The 19,963-nt window shown below is 70.5% G+C and carries 13 protein-coding genes; 7 read left to right on the forward strand and 6 right to left on the reverse strand.

Annotated features, from left to right (window positions below; translation table 11 throughout):
* The 5 genes from ACH65_RS20810 to ACH65_RS10915 form a co-directional block, all read left to right on the forward strand.
* Positions 1-241: hypothetical protein (locus ACH65_RS20810; RefSeq protein ID WP_237561492.1), on the forward strand; the 241-nt coding region annotated here is incomplete at its 5' end.
* Positions 242-424: 183 nt separating this feature from the next.
* Positions 425-2,947: a glycosyltransferase family 2 protein gene (locus ACH65_RS10900; RefSeq protein WP_425478282.1), complete on the forward strand. Its 2,523-nt coding sequence runs from the start codon at positions 425-427 to the stop codon at positions 2,945-2,947.
* A gap of 95 nt (positions 2,948-3,042) precedes the next feature.
* Positions 3,043-4,824, forward strand: coding sequence for an autotransporter assembly complex protein TamA (locus ACH65_RS10905; RefSeq protein ID WP_049622626.1), 1,782 nt, complete (start codon positions 3,043-3,045; stop codon positions 4,822-4,824).
* Positions 4,825-5,113: 289 nt separating this feature from the next.
* The gene (locus tag ACH65_RS10910) at positions 5,114-8,860 is read left to right on the forward strand and encodes a translocation/assembly module TamB domain-containing protein (RefSeq protein ID WP_049622627.1); all 3,747 of its coding nucleotides are present in this window, start codon (positions 5,114-5,116) and stop codon (positions 8,858-8,860) included.
* 196 nt (positions 8,861-9,056) lie between these two features.
* Positions 9,057-10,262: an FAD-dependent oxidoreductase gene (locus ACH65_RS10915; RefSeq protein WP_049622628.1), complete on the forward strand. Its 1,206-nt coding sequence runs from the start codon at positions 9,057-9,059 to the stop codon at positions 10,260-10,262.
* 76 nt (positions 10,263-10,338) lie between these two features.
* Here the strand turns inward: ACH65_RS10915 and ACH65_RS19010 are convergent, their stop codons facing one another.
* From ACH65_RS19010 to ACH65_RS10930, 4 genes are all read right to left on the reverse strand, one after another.
* Positions 10,339-11,235, reverse strand: a complete 897-nt coding sequence (locus ACH65_RS19010; RefSeq protein WP_082190264.1) for a S1 family peptidase — start codon at positions 11,233-11,235, stop codon at positions 10,339-10,341.
* Between the two features lie 153 nt (positions 11,236-11,388).
* A complete protein-coding gene (locus ACH65_RS10920) occupies positions 11,389-12,342 on the reverse strand; it encodes a GlxA family transcriptional regulator (protein ID WP_049622629.1) in 954 nt (317 codons plus the stop codon).
* A 313-nt stretch (positions 12,343-12,655) separates the two neighbouring features.
* The gene (locus ACH65_RS10925) at positions 12,656-13,444 is read right to left on the reverse strand and encodes a DUF2182 domain-containing protein (RefSeq protein ID WP_049622630.1); all 789 of its coding nucleotides are present in this window, start codon (positions 13,442-13,444) and stop codon (positions 12,656-12,658) included.
* A 49-nt stretch (positions 13,445-13,493) separates the two neighbouring features.
* The gene (locus tag ACH65_RS10930) at positions 13,494-14,258 is read right to left on the reverse strand and encodes a DUF899 domain-containing protein (protein ID WP_049622631.1); all 765 of its coding nucleotides are present in this window, start codon (positions 14,256-14,258) and stop codon (positions 13,494-13,496) included.
* A gap of 122 nt (positions 14,259-14,380) precedes the next feature.
* On the opposite strand from ACH65_RS10930, the gene ACH65_RS10935 reads away from it, so the two are divergent.
* Both ACH65_RS10935 and ACH65_RS10940 read left to right on the forward strand, forming a co-directional pair.
* A complete protein-coding gene (locus ACH65_RS10935; protein ID WP_049622632.1) occupies positions 14,381-15,601 on the forward strand; it encodes a hypothetical protein in 1,221 nt (406 codons plus the stop codon).
* 51 nt (positions 15,602-15,652) lie between these two features.
* Entirely contained in the window at positions 15,653-16,081 is a 429-nt protein-coding gene (locus tag ACH65_RS10940) for a glutaminyl-peptide cyclotransferase (protein ID WP_237561493.1), read from the forward strand.
* Between the two features lie 39 nt (positions 16,082-16,120).
* On the opposite strand, the gene ACH65_RS10945 is transcribed toward ACH65_RS10940, so the two are convergent.
* Together ACH65_RS10945 and mprF are read right to left on the reverse strand one after the other, a co-directional pair.
* Positions 16,121-16,945: an AcvB/VirJ family lysyl-phosphatidylglycerol hydrolase gene (locus tag ACH65_RS10945; protein ID WP_049622633.1), complete on the reverse strand. Its 825-nt coding sequence runs from the start codon at positions 16,943-16,945 to the stop codon at positions 16,121-16,123.
* Entirely contained in the window at positions 16,942-19,497 is a 2,556-nt protein-coding gene (mprF, locus tag ACH65_RS10950) for a bifunctional lysylphosphatidylglycerol flippase/synthetase MprF (RefSeq protein ID WP_153242563.1), read from the reverse strand. Before mprF ends, ACH65_RS10945 begins: the two co-directional genes overlap by 4 nt.
* Between the last annotated feature and the right edge of the window lie 466 nt (positions 19,498-19,963).

Consider the following 19,963-nt stretch of genomic DNA (forward strand, 5'->3'; position numbering starts at 1 on the left):
TCATCGGCAGATGAGCGAAACGCCGGCCGAAGGCCGGCAAGATGACATGAAGCCTTTCAGCCTGCCCAACCACTCGCCATTGAAAACCCGCGAAATGACGAACCGGCAACATCACGGCGAAGCCAACCTCGTGGCGCAAGCCGACAGCCAAGGAAAAGCGCCCCGCCGCAGACACCCCGGACCCAAGCCATCCCCGCCCCGAAACAACCCCGGAAAAACCCCTCCCGCCCTCACCCCCTGACCTCAACCTGACCGCCCCTCCCCCTCCACATTGAGCCCCCCAGCCGCCTTTCGGTAAGCTCGCAGAGCTTTTATCCCCTGCGAAGGGGTCGCCACGGGGATTGTTTTGAGCGTTACATCCGCTACGCCAGGAAGCCGACATCCGCTGCTTGCAGCCACCCTGATCGCCTTGATCGTGGCCGCCATGAACATCGCCCTGTGGTGGTGGAGCAACCGGCCGCACGGACCGGAGGACTGGCACGGCCAGATCAACGGCTTCTCCGTGTCGCTGTTCCAGCGCTACCAGAATCCGCTGAATCGGGACTTCCCCAGGGACGAGGAGATCGACGGCGATCTGAAGCTGCTGCGCAAGTACACCGGCCGCATCCGCACCTACTCCACGCTGGAGAACCCGCAGACCATCCGCCTGGCCCAGAAGGAAGGGCTGAAGGTGATGGCCGGCGCCAACATCGACACGCGCCTGAACAACAACGAACGCGAGCTGGAAGGGCTGATCGCGCTGGCGCGGCGCTACCCGGACACCATCGACCGGGTAGTCGTGGGCAACGAGGTGCTGTTCCGCAACGACCTGAAGGTCGAGCAGATGATCGCCTACCTGGACCGCGTGCGCGCCCAGGTACACCAGCCAGTGTCGATCGCCGAGCCGGACTACATCTGGCTGAAGTACCCCGAGCTCGCGCAGCACGTGGACTTCATCACCATCCACCTGTTCCCGTTCTGGAACGGCGTGGTGCGCGGCGACGCGCTGGGCGCGGCGCTCGGCGCCTACGACAACATCCGCCAGCACTACCCGGCCAAGCACATCGTGGTGGGCGAGATCGGCTGGCCGTCCAACGGCGACCGCCACGAGTACGCCGACCCGTCGGTGTCCAACGAGGCCATCTTCATCCGCGAGTGGCTCAACGCGGCCAAGGCCCAGCACATCGACTACTACCTGCTGGAAGCCTTCGACCAGCCGTGGAAGGAGAACCTGGGCGAAGGCCGCACCGGCGCCTACTGGGGCATGTTCAACGCCGACCGCCAGCCCAAGTTCCCCTTCACCGGCCCGGTGACGGAAGACACCGGCTGGCCGTGGAAGGCGCTGGCGGCGAGCCTGCTGGCGCTGGGGCCGATGATCTGGTTCAGCCGCCGCTTCAGCCGCTTCAGGCTGATGGGCCTCCTCTTCATGGCGGCGCTGATCCAGCTCGCCTGCGGCCTGGTGGTGTGGTCGGCCACGCTGCCGTTCAACTTCTACCTGGACTGGATCGACTGGACCATGCTGGTCCTCTTGTTCCCGGCCCAGATCGCCATCCTCGCCATCCTGCTGATCAACGGCTTCGAGTTCACCGAGGTGCTGTGGCGCCGCCAATGGGTGCGCCACGCCGGCCTGCTGCAGCCGGACCCGCCGGGCCGGCAGCCGTTCGTGTCGATCCACCTCGCCTGCCACAACGAGCCGCCCGAGATGGTGATGATCACCCTCGACTCGCTGGCCGCGCTCGAGTACGAGAACTACGAAGTGCTGGTGCTGGACAACAACACCAAAGACCCGGACGTGTGGAAGCCGGTGCAGGCCTACTGCGAGCAGCTCGGCCCGCGCTTCCGCTTCTTCCACCTGGAGCCGTGGCCCGGCTACAAGGCCGGCGCGCTCAACTTCGGCCTGAAGGAGACCGACCCGCGCGCCGACGCGGTGGCGGTGATCGACGCCGACTACGTGGTGCGCAAGGACTGGCTCGCCGCCCTCACCGGCTACTTCCACGACCCGAAGGTGGCCGTGGTGCAGTGCCCGCAGGCGCACCGCGACTTCGAGAACAACCGCTTCCGCCGCATGACCGCGTGGGAGTACGACGGCTTCTTCCGCATCGGCATGCACCACCGCAACGAGCGCAACGCCATCATCCAGCACGGCACCATGACCATGGTGCGCCGCTCGGCGCTGGAAGGCACCGGCGGCTGGTCCGAATGGACCATCTGCGAGGACGCCGAGCTGGGCCTGCGCCTGATGCACGCCGGCTACGAGCTGGTATACGTGGACGAGCTGATGGGCAAGGGCCTCACCCCGGCCGACTTCAAGGCGTACAAGAGCCAGCGCTACCGCTGGGCCTTCGGCGCCATGCAGATCTTGAAGGGCCGCTGGGACTGGATGGTGCGCCGCGGCCCGCTCTCGGCCGGCCAGCGCTTCCACTTCCTCACCGGCTGGTTCAGCTGGTTCGCCGACGCGCTGCATCTCATCTTTACCCTGATGGCGATCTACTGGACCGCCGGCATGATCGGCCTGCCGCAGGTGTTCAGCCTGCCCATGCAGCTGTTCCTGATCCCGGTGATCGGCTTCTTCTTCGCCAAGGCGATCTTCGGTATCGTGCTCTACCGCGCCCGCGTGCCCTGCGGCTGGTACGACACCCTGATGGCCTCGCTGGCCAGCATGGGCCTCTCGCACGCCATCGCGCGCGGCATCCTGCACGGCCTCACGCGCAAGAAGACCGCCTTCGTGGTCACCGCCAAGAGCCGGCGCCTGGGCGGCAGCAACTTCGCCGCCTTCGCCCCGGTGCGCGAGGAAGTGCTGATGGCGCTGGCGCTGCTCTTGTGCGTGGTCGGCATGGCGATGCACTACGGCACGCACTACGTCGAGGGCACGCTGTGGATCATCATCCTGGCGGCGCAGTCGATCCCCTACGTGTCGGCCATGGCCGGCGCGTGGATCGCGCACCGCTCGGGCGACAAGGCGGGCTGATCGGGCCGTCCGCGGCCTTTCACCCGCCGCGGACGGTGTTTGGCTAAGCTGCGGGGACTCGAAGTCCCGGCACCCAAAGAGGACGGAACCTGCGCATGCGCCGCTGCCATCGACGCCCGAGTCTGCTCCGTTTAGGCGTTGCGCTCCCCCTGCTGCTCGCACCACTGCTGGCCCGCGCGGGCGTGCAACTGGTGGTCGATGGCGTGGACGACCGGCTCAAGGGCGCGGTGGTGTCGGGCGTGGGGCTCTCCCAGTACGCCGCGCGCGAGGTCAGCGAGGCGCAGGTGCGCCGCCTGTACGAGCGCGCGGACGCGGAGGCCAAGGCCGCGCTGCAACCCTACGGTTACTACGAGGCGAGCGTGCGGGGCGAGCTGGAGCCGGCCGGCAAGGACTGGCGCGTGGTCCTGCACGTGACCCCCGGCCCGCCGGTGCAGGTGACGGCGGTGGACGTGAAGCTGGACGAGGCGGCGATGAAGATCGCGCCGATCCGCCGCGCCGAGCGCGCCGTCGAGCGCCTCAAGGGCCAGCCGCTCGACCACGGCCAGTACGAGGCCGCGCGCGACGCCCTCGCCGCCCAGCTCACCGCCAGCGGCTACCTCGACGCCCGCATGGTCACGCACCGGGTCGAGGTGAACCGCGCCGGGCGCAGCGCCGCGGTGCACCTGGCCTGGGAAACCGGCCGGCGCTACCGCTTCGGCGCCGTGCATTTCGAGGGCTCGCAGTTCAACGAGGGCTTCCTCGACCGCTACGTGCCGTTCAAGTCCGGCGACTATTTCGAGCAGGGCCAGTTGCTGGCCCTGCAGCAATCGCTCAACGGCGCCGACTACTTCTCCGCGGTGAACGTGCTGCCCGACGCGGAGGGGGCCAAGAACGGCGTGGTCGACATCACCGTGCAGCTCGCGCCCGCCAAGCGCAGCATCTACACCGCCGGCCCCTTCATCGGCACCGACACCGGCGTCGGCGCGCGCGCCGGGCTGGACCGGCGCTGGGTCAACCGCCGCGGCCACAAGTGGAAGAACGAGATCGTGCTGGCGCAGCGGCTGAAGACGCTGTCCACGCTGTACTCCATCCCCATGCCCGGCCCCGACCAGCGCGCCTTCAACTTCGGCGCCAACTTCCGCGACGCCAACACCGACACCTCCAAGTCGCGCACGCTGGAACTGGTGGGCAACGAGACGCGGCTGTGGCACGGCTGGACGCGCACGCTCGGCCTGCACGCGCTCTCGGGCACCTTCACCGTGGGCGAGAAGGGCGGCGACCCGAACAGCACGCTGGGCATCGAGCGCGGCCGCAGCACGCTGCTGTACGCCGAGGCCTCGCTGTCGCGCAAGCAGGCCGACAACCCCAGCTTCGTGCGCCGCGGCTGGTCGGTGAACGTGTACGCGCGCAGCACCGCCGGCACCCTGCTCTCCGACGCGCGCTTCAGCCAGTGGCAGGCCGACGTCAAATGGATCCGCGCCTTCACCCGCCGCGACCGCCTGATCCTGCGCGGCAGCGCCGGCATGACCTGGACCACCGACTTCTCCGCCCTGCCCCCGCAGCTGCGCTTCTTCGCCGGCGGCGACCGCTCGGTGCGCGGCTACGGCTACCAGTCGCTGGGCCCGCGCAACAGCTATGACCGCGTGATCGGCGGCAAGAACCTGCTGGTCGGCAGCACCGAGGTGGAGCACTACTTCACCCGCGAGTGGGGCATGGCCGCCTTCGTCGACGCCGGCAACGCCTACGACGGCACCGACTACCGCCCGAAGATCGGCGCCGGCCTGGGCCTGCGCTGGCTCTCGCCGGTGGGCATGATCCGCGTGGACATCGGCACGCCGGTGAGCAGCCGGGAGAACCACGGTATCCAGCTGCACCTGGTGATCGGGCCGGACCTGTGAGGACTGCCACGGACCATGCCGCTTTCGTGCTTGCGGGGAGCGCAGGCAGAGCGAGCGCCGCACGCTCGCCGCGATCGGCTCCTTCTCCCCGGAGAGCGGGTTGGGGTGAGGGAGCACGCTGCGAAAACGCCGCTTCGAGCGAGCCTTGCCGCAAGCACCCGCCCCTCACCTCGGTCCTCTCCTTGCTCCTCAAAGCCGGCGCCATCCATGGCGCCTCCCCGCGTGCCCCGTCGGGGAGAGGAAACAAGGTGCGGACGCGTGCCGCCACAAGCCAGGCCGGAGCATCCCGATGAAGTGGCTCAAGCGCATCGCCATCGCCCTCGCCGTCCTGCTGCTGGTGCTGGCGGCGGGCCTGTGGTGGCTGCTCGGCACCGCCGGCGGCCTGCGCTTCGCGCTCGATCGCGCACAGGGTTTCACCGACGGCGCGCTGTCCGTGCAACAGGCGCAGGGGCGGCTGGTCGGCCCGCTCGACCTCGCCGGCCTGCGCTACGACGACGGCCACGGCACCGTGGCGAAGGTCGCCCGCGCGCACCTCGACCTGCGCGCCTGGCCGCTGCTCGCCCGACGCTTGCACGTGCTCGACCTCGACGTGGACGGCGTCGAGGTCGCCCTGCCCAAGAGCCCGCCCGAGACGCCGCCCGGCGAAGGCGGCTTCTCGCTGGAGCCGCCGGTGGCGCTGGTGCTGGACCGCGTGCGCGTCGGCGCCGTGGCGATCCGCCAGGACGGCCAGCCGCTGTTCGCCTCCGACCGCCTCGACCTCGCCGGCAGCTGGACGCGCGCCGGCATCGAGGTGAAGCAGCTGGCCCTGCGCGCGCCGGACGGCCACGCCGACCTCGCCGGCACGCTGGGCATCCGCCGCGGCTACCGCGGCGACGGCAAGGCCGGTTTCGCCTGGACCATCGCCGGCGTGGACTACGCCGGCGAACTCGCGGCGCACAGCGACGGCCGGCAGGCGCACGCCGACCTCAAGCTCACCCTGCCCACGCCCGCGCAGCTGCAACTGGACCTCGCCCAGGGCGGCGACTACGCCTGGCAAGCCAAGCTCGACGCGCCGCGCTTCGACCCCAAGCCGCTGCTCGGCGACAGCGCGCTCACCGCGCTGGGCGCGGCCCTGCAGGGCCGCGGCGACCGCCACGGCGGCACGCTCGAAGGCCGGCTCGACCTCAACGCCTACCCGCTGCAACTCAAGCCCCTCGCCGCACGCCTCAGCGACGACGGCAAGACGCTCACCCTGGACCGGCTCGAACTTACCTCGCCGCAGGTACGGGGCACGCTGTCCGCACACGGCACCGTGCAGCTCGCCGCGCAGCCGGTGCAGGGCGATCTCGCAGTCGCCTGGAAGGACCTCCGGCTGCCGCCCGAACTCGCCGGCCAGGATCTGGCCAGCCAGGGCAGCCTGACCGCGCGCGGCAGCGCCGAGCGCTTCCACGCCGAGGGCGACGTGGACCTCGGCCCGCCCGGGCGCCTCGCCAAGCTGGTGCTGAACCTCGACGGCACCCCGCAGCAGATCGCCCTGCACACGCTCGAACTCAAGCAGCCGCAAGGCGGCCTGACCGCACAGGGCACGCTCGCCCTGCAACCCGAGCTCGGCTGGCAACTCGACGCCAAGGCCAGCCGGCTCGACCCCGGCCAGCTGCTCGCCGGCTGGAACGGCGCGCTGGATCTCGCCCTGCACACCGAAGGCCGCCTGCCGCAGCAGGGCCCCGACGCCACGCTGGAACTCAGGCAGCTCGGCGGCAGCCTGCGCGGACGCAAGCTCGACGGCCGCGGCCGCCTGCACCTCACGCCCGCGCGCGTGCTCGACGGCCAGCTGGCACTCGCCTCCGGCGGCAGCCGCGTGCAGCTCGCCGGCAAGCCCGGCGCGCGCAACGACATCGCGCTCACCCTCGCCATCGCCTCGCTGGCCGACTGGCTGCCCGACGCCGCCGGCCGTCTGGACGGCCAATTCCGCGTGGGCGGCCTGTGGCCGGCGCTCGCCGTCAACGGCCGCCTGCAGGGCAGCGCGCTCGCCTACCAGGGGCAGAAGGTCGGCCGCCTCGGCCTCACCGCGGACGTGCCCGACGTCAGCCACCCCGGCGGCAAGCTCGACCTCGAAGCCGGCGCGGTGGAAGCCGGCGGCCTCGCCTTCCAGCGCCTCGCGCTGCGCGGCCAGGGCACCGCCGCCAGCCATCGCCTGAGCCTCGACGCGCGCGGCACGCCGCTGTCCGCCGAGCTGGCGCTCACCGGCGCACTCAAGGGCCAGGCGTGGAGCGGCACGCTCTCCACCCTGAACCTCGACGTGCAGAACCTGCCGCGCTGGCGCCTGCAAAAACCATCGCAGCTCAGCTACGCCGACGGCGCGATGAGCCTGTCCGAACTGTGCCTCACCGCCGGCGAGCCGCTGCTGTGCGCCGCCGCCAGGCAGGACAAGGCCGGCAACCTCGACGCCAGCTACCGCCTGCACCAGCTGCCGCTGGCGCTGCTCGCCAGCGCGGCCGGCCCCGCCAGCATGCCCGTGCGCGCCGAAGGCACGCTGGAAGGCAGCGGCAGCCTGCGCCGCAACGCCGCCGGCGCCCTGAGCGGAGCCACCTCGATCCGCTCGGCCAGCGGCAGCGTCACCTACGTCGAGCACCCCGATCGCCCGCTGCTCGGCTACCGCGACCTCGCGCTCGATGCCGACTTAAGCCCCAGCCGCCAGCACGCCACCGTGCGCGCCGCCCTCTCCGACGGCGGCAGCCTCGATGGCCAGCTCGCGCTCAACGGCGCGCAGCAGGCGCTGGACGGCCAGCTTTCGCTGCGCCTCAACAGCCTCGCCTTCATCGAGCTGTTCACCGCCGAGGTCGCCAACGTCAAGGGCGACCTGCAGGGCCAGTTCCGCATCCAAGGCACGCTGGCGCAGCCGGCGGTGACCGGCCAGGCCGCGGTGTCCGGCTTCGCCGCCGAGGTGCCCGCCGCCGGGCTCAAGCTCGACCAGGGCCGGCTCACCGTCGCCACCGCCGACGCGCGGGAGTTCCGCATCCAGGGCAGCGTGCAGTCCGGCCAGGGCCAGCTCGCGGTGAACGGCACCGCCGGCCTCGGCGAAGGCGCGACCAGCTCGCTCGCCATCCAGGGCAGCCGCTTCACCGCGGTGGACATCCCCGCCGCCAAGGTGGTGGTCTCGCCGGACCTGGTGGTCAAGCAAGGCGGCAGCGGCATCGACGTGGGCGGCTCGGTGGCGCTGGACAGCGCCGACGTCAACGTGGAGAAACTGCCCGGCAACAACGCCACCCAGGCCTCGCCCGACGTGGTGGTGATGGACGCGCCGCAGCAGGAACAGGCGGCCGCCTCGCTGCCGATCCGCGCCCAGGTGAAGGTCGATCTCGGCCGCCATACCCACCTGGTCGGCTTCGGCCTGGACGGCCACCTGGGCGGCACGCTCACGGTGATCGAGCAGCCCGGCCGCGCCACCACCGGCCAGGGCCAGATCGCGGTGGACGGCACCTACAAGGCCTACGGCCAGAACCTGCACATCGAGCGCGGCCAGCTGCTGTTCGCCAGCACGCCGATCGACAACCCCGGCCTCAGCATCCGCGCGGTGCGCAAACTCAACCCCAACGCCACCATCGACGAAGGGCAGCAGGTGGGCCTGCTGGTTTCCGGCACCGCGGAGCGGCCGGTGCTCACGGTGTTCTCCAATCCGGTGATGGAGCAGTCCGACGCGCTCGCCTACCTGATCACCGGCAGCCCGCTCTCGCAGGTGAACAGCGGCGAGGGCCAGATGGTGAGTGCCGCCGCGCAGGCGCTGGGCTCGGCCGCCGGCAACCTGCTGGCCAAGAGCATCGGCTCGCGCATCGGCGTGGACGAGATCGGCGTCAGCAGCAACGACGCGCTGGGCACCTCCGCCTTCACCGTGGGCAAGTACCTCTCGCCGCGCCTCTACTTGAGCTACGGCGTGGGCCTGTTCGAGCCCGGCCAGGTGGTGACCCTGCGCTACCGCCTGAGCCGCCGCTGGAACTTCGAGGCGCAGAGCGCCACCAACTTCAGCCGGGCGAGCCTCAACTACCGCATCGAGCGCTGAAAACCGGCGGGCGAGCGCGATCGACGCCGGCCGCAGCGCGGACATCGCCCGCGCCTCCCGCACCGGCGCGCGACCGCGCGCTCACTGCGTCAAAACCGCCATTGCTTTCCGCAGGTCGATTGGATAAAGACCTAAGGGCGTGCGCTCGATCCGTGGGGGAGCGGGCCGCCGTTCCAATCATTCGGGGAGCTTGTCCGTGCAGCGACGTCAATTCCTGCGCCAGGCCGGCGCGACGCTGGCCGTGGCTTCGACCGCCGCCGTCGCGTCCTGTACCAGGCAGCCCGTCACATCCGCCAGCGCCGTGCCGGCCACCGTGCCGCCGCCCGCCGTGCGGATACGGCCGGACGTCGCCGAACTCGCGCCGGTCAGGGCGCAGGCGGACCGCATCACCGGCGTGTACGTGTGCACCCGCCCCTTCCGCGCCGCCGGCCCGCGCATCGAGACCGAGAAGCTCGGCCACAAGACCCTGGTGCATAACTACGGCCACGGCGGCAGCGGCTGGTCGCTGTCGTGGGGCTCGGGCACGCTGGCCGTGCGCATGGCGCAGGCCACCGGCGCGCGCGCGATCGGCGTGATCGGCTGCGGCGCCATCGGCCTCACCTCGGCGATCCTCGCCCAGCGCGCGGGCCTCGCGGTACGCATCTACGCCAAGGCGCTGCCGCCGGACGTCTATTCCATGCGCGCCTCCGGCCTGTGGACGCCCGACTCGCGCCTCTGCGACGCCGCCCACGCCCCCGCCCTCGCCGTGCGCTGGGAGGAAATGGCGCGCATCTCCCACGCCACGTACCAGAGCCTGCTCGGCGTGCCGGGGCGGCCGATCGAGTGGATCGACGGCTATGCGCTCGCCGACGCGCCGATGGGCCATGGGCACGCGGCCATCCCCGGCGAGCCCGAGTACGGCCAGTTCCAGGACCGCGTGCCGGAGCTGCTGCCGCATCCGGTGGACCTGCCGCCCGGCAGCCACCCGTTCGCCCAGCCCTACGTGCGCCGCTACGCCACCCTCATGTTCAACATCAGCACCTACGCGCGCATGCTGATGGCCGACTTCCTCGCCGCCGGCGGCAAGATCGAGGTGCGCGAGTTCAGCCATCCGCGCGAGCTGCTCAAACTGCCCGAGCACACCCTGATCAACGCCACCGGCTACGGCGCCAAGGCCCTCTTCAACGACGACTCCATCGTCCCCGTGCGCGGCCAGACCGCCCGCCTGATCCCTCAGCCCGAGGTCACCTACGGCCTGCGCACCCGGCACGTCAGCATGGTCCCGCGCAGCGACGGCCTGCTGGTGCAGGTGCTCGACGACACCGGCGACTTCAACAACGCCGACACCACGCCGGACCGTGCGGCGTCGGAGGCGGCGGTGAGGGAGCTGGCGGCGGTGATGGCGGGGATGCGGCGGGGTTGAGTGCCTGTTGGCGATCTGCCTATCGGTGCCGACGCGGGAAGGCCTGCTGCGTCGGCGCCCGCGATCGGCGGCGCGCTTAACGCGTTCGCTGGATTGAGCTGTCAGCCTCCGCCGGCAAACCTTGAGTAGGGATGCCCGCGGGCGCTGATATCACGCCTTCTATCCATTGGATGTAGCTTGAGATGCGAACGGCGTACACGATTTCGCCGTAGAGGCCCTCCACGAATGGGCGGCCCAGTGCATATTGGGTCCAAAACGGATGGCCCGGTGGATATTTGCTCCATGAAGCCAAGCCGACGAGTTGCCTTGAACTTCCATCCCCGATGAGCAAGGGACCGCCACTGTCGCCGCTCCCCGTGATGCCTTCAAGCGGCAGGGCGGATGGCGGCGGGTCAAACCGATACCAAACATAGCGCGCGTCGGCACCCACAATGACGTTGGAGGCACGGCGCAAGACAGTGCGATGCGGGTCGTGGGGAACTTGGCCTTCGGCACCATTGCCCGTGGCTCCCTTGCCTACAAGCTCTGCAGTCATTCCCACCTCTTTGTACCCGCGATAGAGAGGAACGGGAGTTACACCAGCTACTGGCGACGCAAGCTCGATAAGCGCAATGTCGTCAGACAAGGCGAGAAATGCGTACACCTTGGATGGATCCTTGGATGCCAGGAAGTCCTTGACCAGCTGGTCGGGCAATTTCCTGTAACCGGGATACGTGATGACACGCTTGACCTTTCGCGCCACACCGCCGATGGATACGTCGCCCTCCATACCCTGCATTGGCGCCGCGTGCGCTGCGGTCAGCACCCATCGAGGTGCAATCAGGACGCCATGTCCCTCGCCAGGCATGTCAACCAGTGCGGGAAATTCCGAAGCCGGGACTCGATATTTGGCATTATCGACGTCCGCCCGGGTGACCACAGCTCCTGCAGCGGTCGATGCAACCAAGAGGAAAAAGGCAAGACTCCACTTCATTTATTCATCCTTGTCGCTCCACGGAATCGAGGGCATGGCGGCATATGCCGTTGCGCGGCTGACGGATACCGCCATGCCAGCTGCAAGCCCGGGATGCTAGCAGCGCGCTGAGTAGGGAAGCGGCCAAATAGCCGACAGTTCCGGCCAAGCGCCTCACTGCCCGAAGCGTTGTCGATATTCGCCGGGAGTGGCGTCGTAGCGGTTGCGGAATGCACGCCGGAAAGCGTCCACGCTGTTGAATCCGACCGCACCGGCGATGCATTCGATGGAAGCATGCTTGGCGGTCAGCCGCAGACAGGCTTGTTCTAATCGCAGTCGTTCAACGAAACGTGCCGGCGTGGTGTCAAACGTGGCGGCGAACACGCGACGGAAATTACGTGGGCTCATCGCTACACGTTCGGCCATGCGTTCAACGGTCAGCGTTTCCGCAAGATGATCGAGCAGCCATTCGAGCAGACCGGCCATGCGTCCCGTGCCCTGGCTTTGTGCGACCAGCGGTGCGGAGAACTGCGCCTGATTGCCGGGGCGCTTCATGTACATGACCAGGTCGCGTGCCGCCGACAACGCGGTGGCGGCGCCGAGATCTTCCTCAACCAGGGCGAGCGCAAGGTCCATGCCCGCAGTCAACCCGCCAGACGTAGCAAAGCAGCCGTCGCGCACGAACAAGTGATCCGGTTGAATGTTCAGCGCCGAATAGCGGCGAGCCACGTCGGCGGCATAACGCCAGTGGGTAGTGACGCGGCGGCCGTCGAGCAAGCCAGTCGCCGCGAGTATGTAGATGCCTGTGCATACACTGACCACACGACGTGTCGTGGCGGCACGATCGCGCAGCCACGCAAGCAGCCGTGCATCGGCATTGAAGAGGCGACTGCCGACTCCGCCGGGTATCAGCATGGTGTCGAACGGCGGCGCGTCGTAGAGCGTGCAGGTGGGCGTGACGATGAGGCCGTTTTCAGCGCGAACAGGATCGGCATCCAGGCCAACGATGTGCAATTGATAAGGTGGCTCGCTCGCGGTCGAGCTATTGACCGTGCCGAATACGTCCAGTGGACCGATCAGGTCGAGCGATTGCATGTCCTGGTAGGCAAGCAGCCCGATTCTTTTCATGACGTCCCCTTGCCATCACCGTTGAAACCAGGCCGGTTCGGGGAAATTAGCGCAGATGGCTCTACAGCACCCATCCCTTGGGCGTGCAAACAATGATGGTGGCTGGCTGAGCATCCTCGTCGCCTGCACGATCGCCGTGTCAGCGCGCGGCAGATGGCCGTTTGTCTCGTAGGCACCGAGTTTGCGTTAGGGGATCGCTGGTAGAAAGACGAAGCTACTCGCACCGGCCGCCGGGTGTGTCCCCCGGCCAATGGCCGACCGGATCACGAGAAGCGCTTCGATTCCATCCAGCTCCGCTTCGCGAAGCTCCAACCTACCCGCTCGCGGCCCGCACCAGCATGATCGCGCCTGTCGCGACAGCAAGGATTCCGACTCCCCCTGCGACCTTGCCAGCGGCTGGCGCAAGGCGCTCGGCGGTGATGGCCACCGTGGCGGCGGCCATCACCCACAGGTCCATCACCCCGGTCACCAGCAGGATCGCCGTCATGCCGGTGCAGCAGACGCAGCAGTGGAAGCCCAGGCGCAGTCCATCGCGGCAGGCCGAGACGATGCCCGCCGGCTGCGCATGGCCGCATGCCGGCGCGATCCGGCAGCGGGCCAGCTGCCGTCGCTTCCAAGCGGTGAACTGCATCGCGCCCGCGCCCATCACCACCGCGCCGGCCGCGAAGGGCACGGTGCGCGACAGCGCCGGCCACCGCATCGCGGCGGCCGCCAGCGCCGCGCCCAACGGAAACACTGCCAGGCCGAGCGCCGTCCACACGACGAAGTAGCCCACGCCGGCCAGCGCGGCCAGCGAACCGCCGCGCAGGCCGCCGGCATCGCCCACGGCCCGGCGATAGCGCCCCAGCACGGGGACCAGCGACGGCAGCATCATCGCCACCATCATCACCACCCACATGCCGAGGAACGACGCCGCGCTGCCGGGCCAGCCCTGCCCGCCCATCCGCATCCAGGCCATCGACATGGTCCAGCCGCCGGGCATCGGCATGCCGCCCATCGCCGACATGGCGATGCACTGATGAATCGTCAGCGCCGCGCTGGCGGCGAAGAGCAGCGCCGGGATGCCGAGCAAGCCGCGCGCCGTAGCCAGCCCGGATGCCATGCGCCGCGCCCCTCGCCGTTCGTCCGCGACCGCGTCCATGGCAGGCGGCTCAAGCCTGGCCGTACTCGTCGTGGCGGCGCCACCAGACGCCCGCCTCGTTGCGCCCCTTCGGCGCGCGGTCGAGCCACTGGTACATGCCCCAGAGGCCGTCCAGCCCACGCGCGTAGGTGGAGTAGCTGTGGTAGACCTCACCGTCCTCCAGCACGAAGGCGCTCAGGCCCGGCCGGTCGCGCGCGTAGGTCTGGGCGTCGGTGCCGCAGGTCCGCGCGAACTGCACCACCGGCTCGGGCGCCGGCACCACGTCCATCGCGTGGCCGCCTCGGCGGTAGTTGTATTCCACCTCGCCCCCGCGCTGCTGCGCCTCGGTGAAGGCGACGTTGAAGTCGTAGTTGAACTCGCCGCCGTGCGAGGACGCCCACGGAAACCGCCAGCCCATCCGCCGCTGGTAGCCCTGCAACGTGGCGAGCGGCGCCCGCGACACCGCCCACAGCATCACGTCGTGGTGGGCCAGGTGCACGGCGAAGCCGTCGAAGCCGTCCGCGATGGCCGAGCAGGAGGGGCAGCCCGCCTTGTAGTCGGGCCCGTACATGAAGTGATAGACCAGGAGCTGCGAGCGCCCCCGGAAAAGCTCCGCCAGCGAGGCCGGGCCTTCGTCGGTGTCGAACCGGTAGGCCTTGTCCACCCGCACCCACGGCAGCGCCTGGCGCTGCCGCGCCAGGTCGTCGCCGCGCCGGGTGTGCGCCTTCTCCGCGTCGAGCAGTGCGAGCCGTGCGGCCAGCCATGCTTCGCGTGTGCCGATCGTATGCGTTGCCATCGTCGTCGCCTCCTGGGGAAAGCCCTGCCCGCCTGTCCGCGATGCGCAGGCGGTGCCGGGTCGTGGTCTAGACTAGGCAGCGGGCCCCGGAGGCCGGGAGTGACAAGTGTGGCGGGATTCCCGTGGACTCGTTGATCACGGCCGCGGCGCGGGCGCTCGCGGCGGGCGATCCGCTCGGCGCGCTGAACCGCGTGGCCCTGCGCGAGGACGCCCCGGCGCTGGCGCTGCGGGGCATCGCGATGGCGCAGCTCGGCGACCTCGACCGGGCCAAGGCGCTGCTGCGCCGGGCGGCGCGCGCCTTCGGCCCGCGGGAAGCCGTGGCCCGCGCGCGCTGCGTGGTGGCCGAGGCGGAGATCGCGCTGGTCTCGCGCGAGCTGGGCTGGCCCGCGAAGTCGCTCGACGCCGCGCGGGCGCGGCTCGAAGCGCACGGCGACCGCGCCAATGCCGCGCAGGCGCGCTACCTCGAAGTCAGGCGCCTCCTGCTGATCGGGCGCCTCGACCAGGCCGAGCAGTTGCTCGCCGCGCTCGACTCGGCATCGCTGCCGCCCGCGTTGCGGGCCGTGCACGAGCTGGCGGCCGCGGGCATCGCCATGCGCCGCCTGCGCACGCGCGTGGCGCGCGCGGCGCTGGCCCGCGCGGCACGCGCCGCGCAGCAGTCGGGCATCCCCGCGCTGGCCGCCGAAGTCGAGCACGCGACCCTGGCGCTGGACGCGCCCGCCGCGCGCCTGATCGCCGGCGGCGAGGAACGGTTGCTGCGGCTGGAAGACGTCGAAGCGCTGCTGGCGTCGGGCGCGCTCGTCGTGGACGCCTGCCGCCACCTCGTGCGCGTGGCCGGCGCCACGGTCCCGCTCGCCAGGCGCCCGGTGCTGTTCGCGCTCGCCCGCGCACTGGGCGAGGCGTGGCCCGCGGACGCGCCGCGCGAGGCGCTCATCGCCCGGGCCTTCCGCACCCGGCATCCCGACGACTCGCACCGCGCGCGGCTGCGGGTCGAGATCGGGCGGCTGCGCGCGGCGCTGGCCCCCTTCGCCGCGGTGAACGCGACCCGGGCGGGCTTTGCGCTGGCGCCGGCCCGCGCGCGCGCCGTGGTCGTGCTGGCCCCGCCCGTCGACGCCAAGCACGCCGCGGCGCTCGCCCTCCTCGCCGACGGCGAGTCGTGGTCGAGCTCGGCGCTGGCCCTCGCGCTCGGCACCAGCCAGCGCACCACGCAGCGGGCGCTCGACGCGCTCGCCGCGATGGGCAAGGTGCAGTCGTTCGGACGCGGGCGGGCCCGCCGCTGGACCAGCCCGCCCGTGCCGGGATTCGCGACGACCTTGTTGCTCCCCCTGGCCCTGCCGGGCGACTAGGATGCGCCCCATCCCCTGACGAGGAGAGTCTGGACATGAAACCCCGGCCGCGTGCTCGCCACGATCCCGGCACCGGGCGACGGCGGCGATTCGGGGCTGGCCTGGGCCGAGGGCACGCTGTGGGTCGGCCAGTATCGGGAGCGGAAGATCCACCAGATCGACCCGGAGACCGGCGCGGTACTACGCACCCTCGAATCCAACCGCTTCGTCACCGGCGTCAGCTGGGTGGAGGGCGAACTGTGGCACGGCACCTGGGAGGGCGAGGAGAGCGAAGTGCGGCACATCGACCCCGCCACCGGCGAGGTGCTGGAAAGGCTGGAAATGCCGCCCGGCGTCGGCGTATCGGGCCTCGAATCCGACGGCGGCGACCGCTTCTTCTGCGGCGGCGGCAACAGCGGCAAGCTCAGGGCCATCCGCCGGCCGGGTGGCGCCGCGACCGGCCGCAGCGCCCAAGCCCCTGCCGGCCCCAGGAGCGAATGACCGAGGCGCTCCCGGCGGCGACAGAGATCGGGCAGTTCGTTACGGCTGCGGCGACGCCGCGCCAGCCTGCCCCGCCGGTATGCCCGCGATCATCTCGCGCGCCAGCACGTCGTAGTCCCCACCCATGTGGTGATCCCCCTCCATGCGGTGCACCGCGATCCACGCCGGCAGCCCCGGCTCGGCGCAGATGCTGTCGTCGGCTTCTTCCTCGCCGTAGTAGCAGGCCACCGGCGGATGGCCGTCCAGCGCGAGCAGCGGCGGGCGGGCCGGGTAGTGGGGCACGGGCTTGATGCGTTCCTGGATCGACTTCAGCAGCGATTGCAGCCAGCCCAGGCGCTGCTGCATGTAGCCCTCCAGTTCGATCTCGAAGTTGAGGTCGGTGGAGGGCGAGAGCAGCACCAGCTGGGCGATGCGGGCGCGGTTCCCGGGCTTCAGGCGCTCGATCACGGTGGGCAGGATGTCGGCGCCGAAGGAGAAGCCGATCAGCCACAGGCGCTGCTTGTGCTGGCTGGCGAGGTTGGCGTCGATCAGCGCGTCCAGCTCGCGCGCGGTGCGCTCGGCGGAGCCGCCGTGCCAGTAGTACTCCAGCGCGCTGATGCCCACCACCGGGATGCCGTGCGCGTTGATGTGCCGGCCCAGCTGCTGGTCGAGGTCGCGCCAGCCGCCGTCGCCGGACATGAACACGGTGAGGATGTCGCCCTGCCCGGGCGGCGGCGCCACGCCCGGCGGCACCGGCAGCACGCTGGCCGTCTGCGCCATGCCGGGCGGGCGGCGCCAGGGCTTGGAGAACGCCAGCACGCCGCCTATCGCCAGCAGCACCACCGCGGCCAGCCCCCAGCCCAGCACCCGCACGATCCACTTCATCGACGCACCACTCCTCCGAGGCCGCCGGCGATCAGGCTGGCGAGGTTGGCCAGCACCACCGGCAGCGAGACGCCGGCGGGCACCGCGAGGTAGCGCGACTCCCATTCCGGGTCGAACTTGTCTTTGTACCGATACAGCCCGCGGAAGTTGTAGAAGCGCTCGCCGCGGCCGAACACCATCGCGCCGAAGCGCATCCACCACGGCGCCAGGCGCCGGTTCTGCAGGCCCGAGAGCGGCGCCATGCCGAGATTGAACCAGCGGTAGCCCTCGGCCTTGGCCCACTGCATCAGCTCGATGAAGAGGTAATCCATGATGCCGGCGGGGCCGTCGGGCAGGTGGCGCATGAGGTCCACCGAGGCTTCCTCTTTCGTCTCGTTGAGGAACAGGTTGGCGAAGGCCACCGGCTCCTCGCCCTGCCACGCCACCGCCACCGGCGTGCGGGCCAGGTACCCGGGCTCGAAGGCGCCGAGCGAGAAGCGCTTCTCGCGCACCTTCTTGTCGGCCAGCCAGGCGTCGGAGACGGCGGCCAGCCGCGGCAGCAGCGCCGGCACCCGCTCGGCCGGCACGATCTCCAGCCGCAGGCCCTCGCGCACCAGCTTGTTCACCGTGTTGCGCAGCACCTTCTTGGACTTGCCGTCGAGGTTGAAGCCGGCCAGCGGCACGCGCGCCTCCTCACCCACCTTGAGCAGGCGCATGCCCACTTCGAGGTAGAGGTCCAGGTCCTGCGGGCGCACCTGGTAGAACACCGGCCAGCCGCCGGCGCGCTCGGACAGTTCGCGGAAGCTCCACACCAGCTCGCGGCGGGCCGCCTCGTCCTCGCCCACCGGGTCGCCCATCGACACCCAGCTGCGCCCTTCGATGTCGTACATCACGAAGGCGCGCCGGTGGCTGTCGAACAGCAGGGTCTTGTCGCCCATCAGCGCGAGGTGCGCCTGGGTGGAAGGGAAGCGCTTGACCAGCGGCAGCGCCTGGTCAAGCTCGGCCGCGGACGGCAGCGTGTGGCGCGGGCGCGCGGTGCGGATCAGCTGCGTCAGCGCGAACAGCAAGCCCACCGCCGCCGCGCCCACCAGCGCGCGCAGGGCGCGCGGCGCGCCGCCGTGGCGGAAGCTGAACTCCCACCACAGGTTGCTGCCGTACTCCACGTGCTTGTAGCTGAACATCACCAGCCAGCCCGCGCACACCAGCACGGCCACGATGGCGGCGATCCAGCCCACCGAAAAGCTGGTGTCGAACAGCGAGGCGCGCCGGTAGAAGTGCCGGTGCGCCGGCGCCAGCGCGAGCGCCAGCAGGGTGAGCAGCGCGGCTTCCTCGTAGTCGATGCCCTTGAGCAGCGAGAACACCGCCCCGGCCACCAGCAACACCAGGGTCAGCATGTAGGCCGCGTCCAGCCGGCGCTGCAGGCCGCGCGCCAGGATCAGCAGCAGCATGCCGATCACGCTGGCCATGAAGTGCGAGACCTCCAGCACCGGCAGCGGCAGCACGTCGCGCAGGATCTCCATGCGCCCCGGCAGCCCCAGCGTGGCGCCGGAGAACAGCAGCACCGCGCCGCACACCAGGGTGAGCCCGGCGAAGAACGGCGGCAGCAGCGCGGTGAACCACGGCGGCATCACGCGCCGGCGCAGCCCCTGCGCCTCGCGCCCCACCACCAGCACGGTCGCCACACACAGCGGCAGCAGGTAGTAGATGATGCGGAAGGCCGCCAGCGAGCCGAGCACCGGCCCAGCCAGCTCCGCGTGCACGCCGGCGCCGAAGCCGGCCAGCATCACCGTCTCGAACACGCCCAGGCCGCCGGGCACGTGGCTGATCAGGCCGGCCATCTGCGCCAGCGCGAAGATCACCAGGAAATGCCCGAAGCCGCCGGAGATCGCCTCCGGCATCAACACGTAGAGCACGCCGGCGGCCAGGCCCCAGTCCAGCGCGCCGACCAGCACCTGCCGCGCCGCCTGCCTGGGCTCCGGCAGGCTCCACCGCCAGCGCCACAGCCGCACCGGCCGAGGCCACAGGCGCCGCCCGGCCACCCACAGCAGCGGCAGCAGGGTCAGCAGCACGCCCAGCGGCACGCCCCCGCTGGCCAGCGGCAGCCCCGGCGGCACCGGCACCAGCAGCAGCGCCACGCCGGCCAGGGCACACAGGCCTAGCCAGAAGGCCACCGTGCAATACAGCACCACCCTGGCGATTTCCGCGGGCGTGAGGCCCGCCTGCGTGTAGAAGCGGTAGCGGATGGAGCCGGAGACCAGCAGCGCCATGCCCATGGTGTTGCTGAAGGCGTAGCTCACGAAGGCCACCAGACCCACCTGCCGGTACGGCATGCGCTTGCCGATCGAGGCCAGGCCGAAGCGGTCGTACAGGGTCATCACCCCGTAGCCCAGCGCCGTGAGCGCCACGGCGAGCAGGATCTGGCCGCCGTCGAGGTCGTGGAAGTAGCCGCGCACCTCGCGGTAGCTCACCTCGCTCACCAGCCGGTACAGCGTCCACAGCGCCAGGCACAGCAGGAACACCGACAACACCGGCCCGACCCAGCGACGCGCCTGCGCCGCCAGCCCCGACCGCACCGGCCCCGTTCCCGTACTGGCCCCTGCTGGTTGCTCCACCCGACTGCCACTCCCGCGGCGGCCACAGTGCCGCCATTGCAAACGGCATAGTCTAGCGGGTGTGGGGCGGGGGCTGGCCGCTGACGTTGCCGGCGGGCGTTGTCGCGGTTGGCCGGTGTTTCGCTCGGCTGCCGATGACGGGCTTTGCCAATGCGTTCCCAAGGAGAAAGACACACCCGAGGGCGCGTCTTGCGGAGAGGCGGTCTGGCCGGCCCTTTGGGCCGGGGTTTCGCCCTCCTGCCGGAGGGCGAGTTACTTCTCTTTGCTTGTCCAAAGAGAAGTAACCAAGAGAAAAGACACCCCGAGGGCGCGCCTTCCGGGCATCCTGCCCGGAAGGTCCGCGAGGGGCTGGCGGGTTTTTTCGACAGGGCATCCTGCCCTGGCGAAAAACTGGCTCGCATCCCTGCGAGCCACCCTTCGGGCTTTT

Source organism: Frateuria defendens, from assembly GCF_001182895.1.
Lineage (GTDB): Bacteria > Pseudomonadota > Gammaproteobacteria > Xanthomonadales > Rhodanobacteraceae > Frateuria_B > Frateuria_B defendens.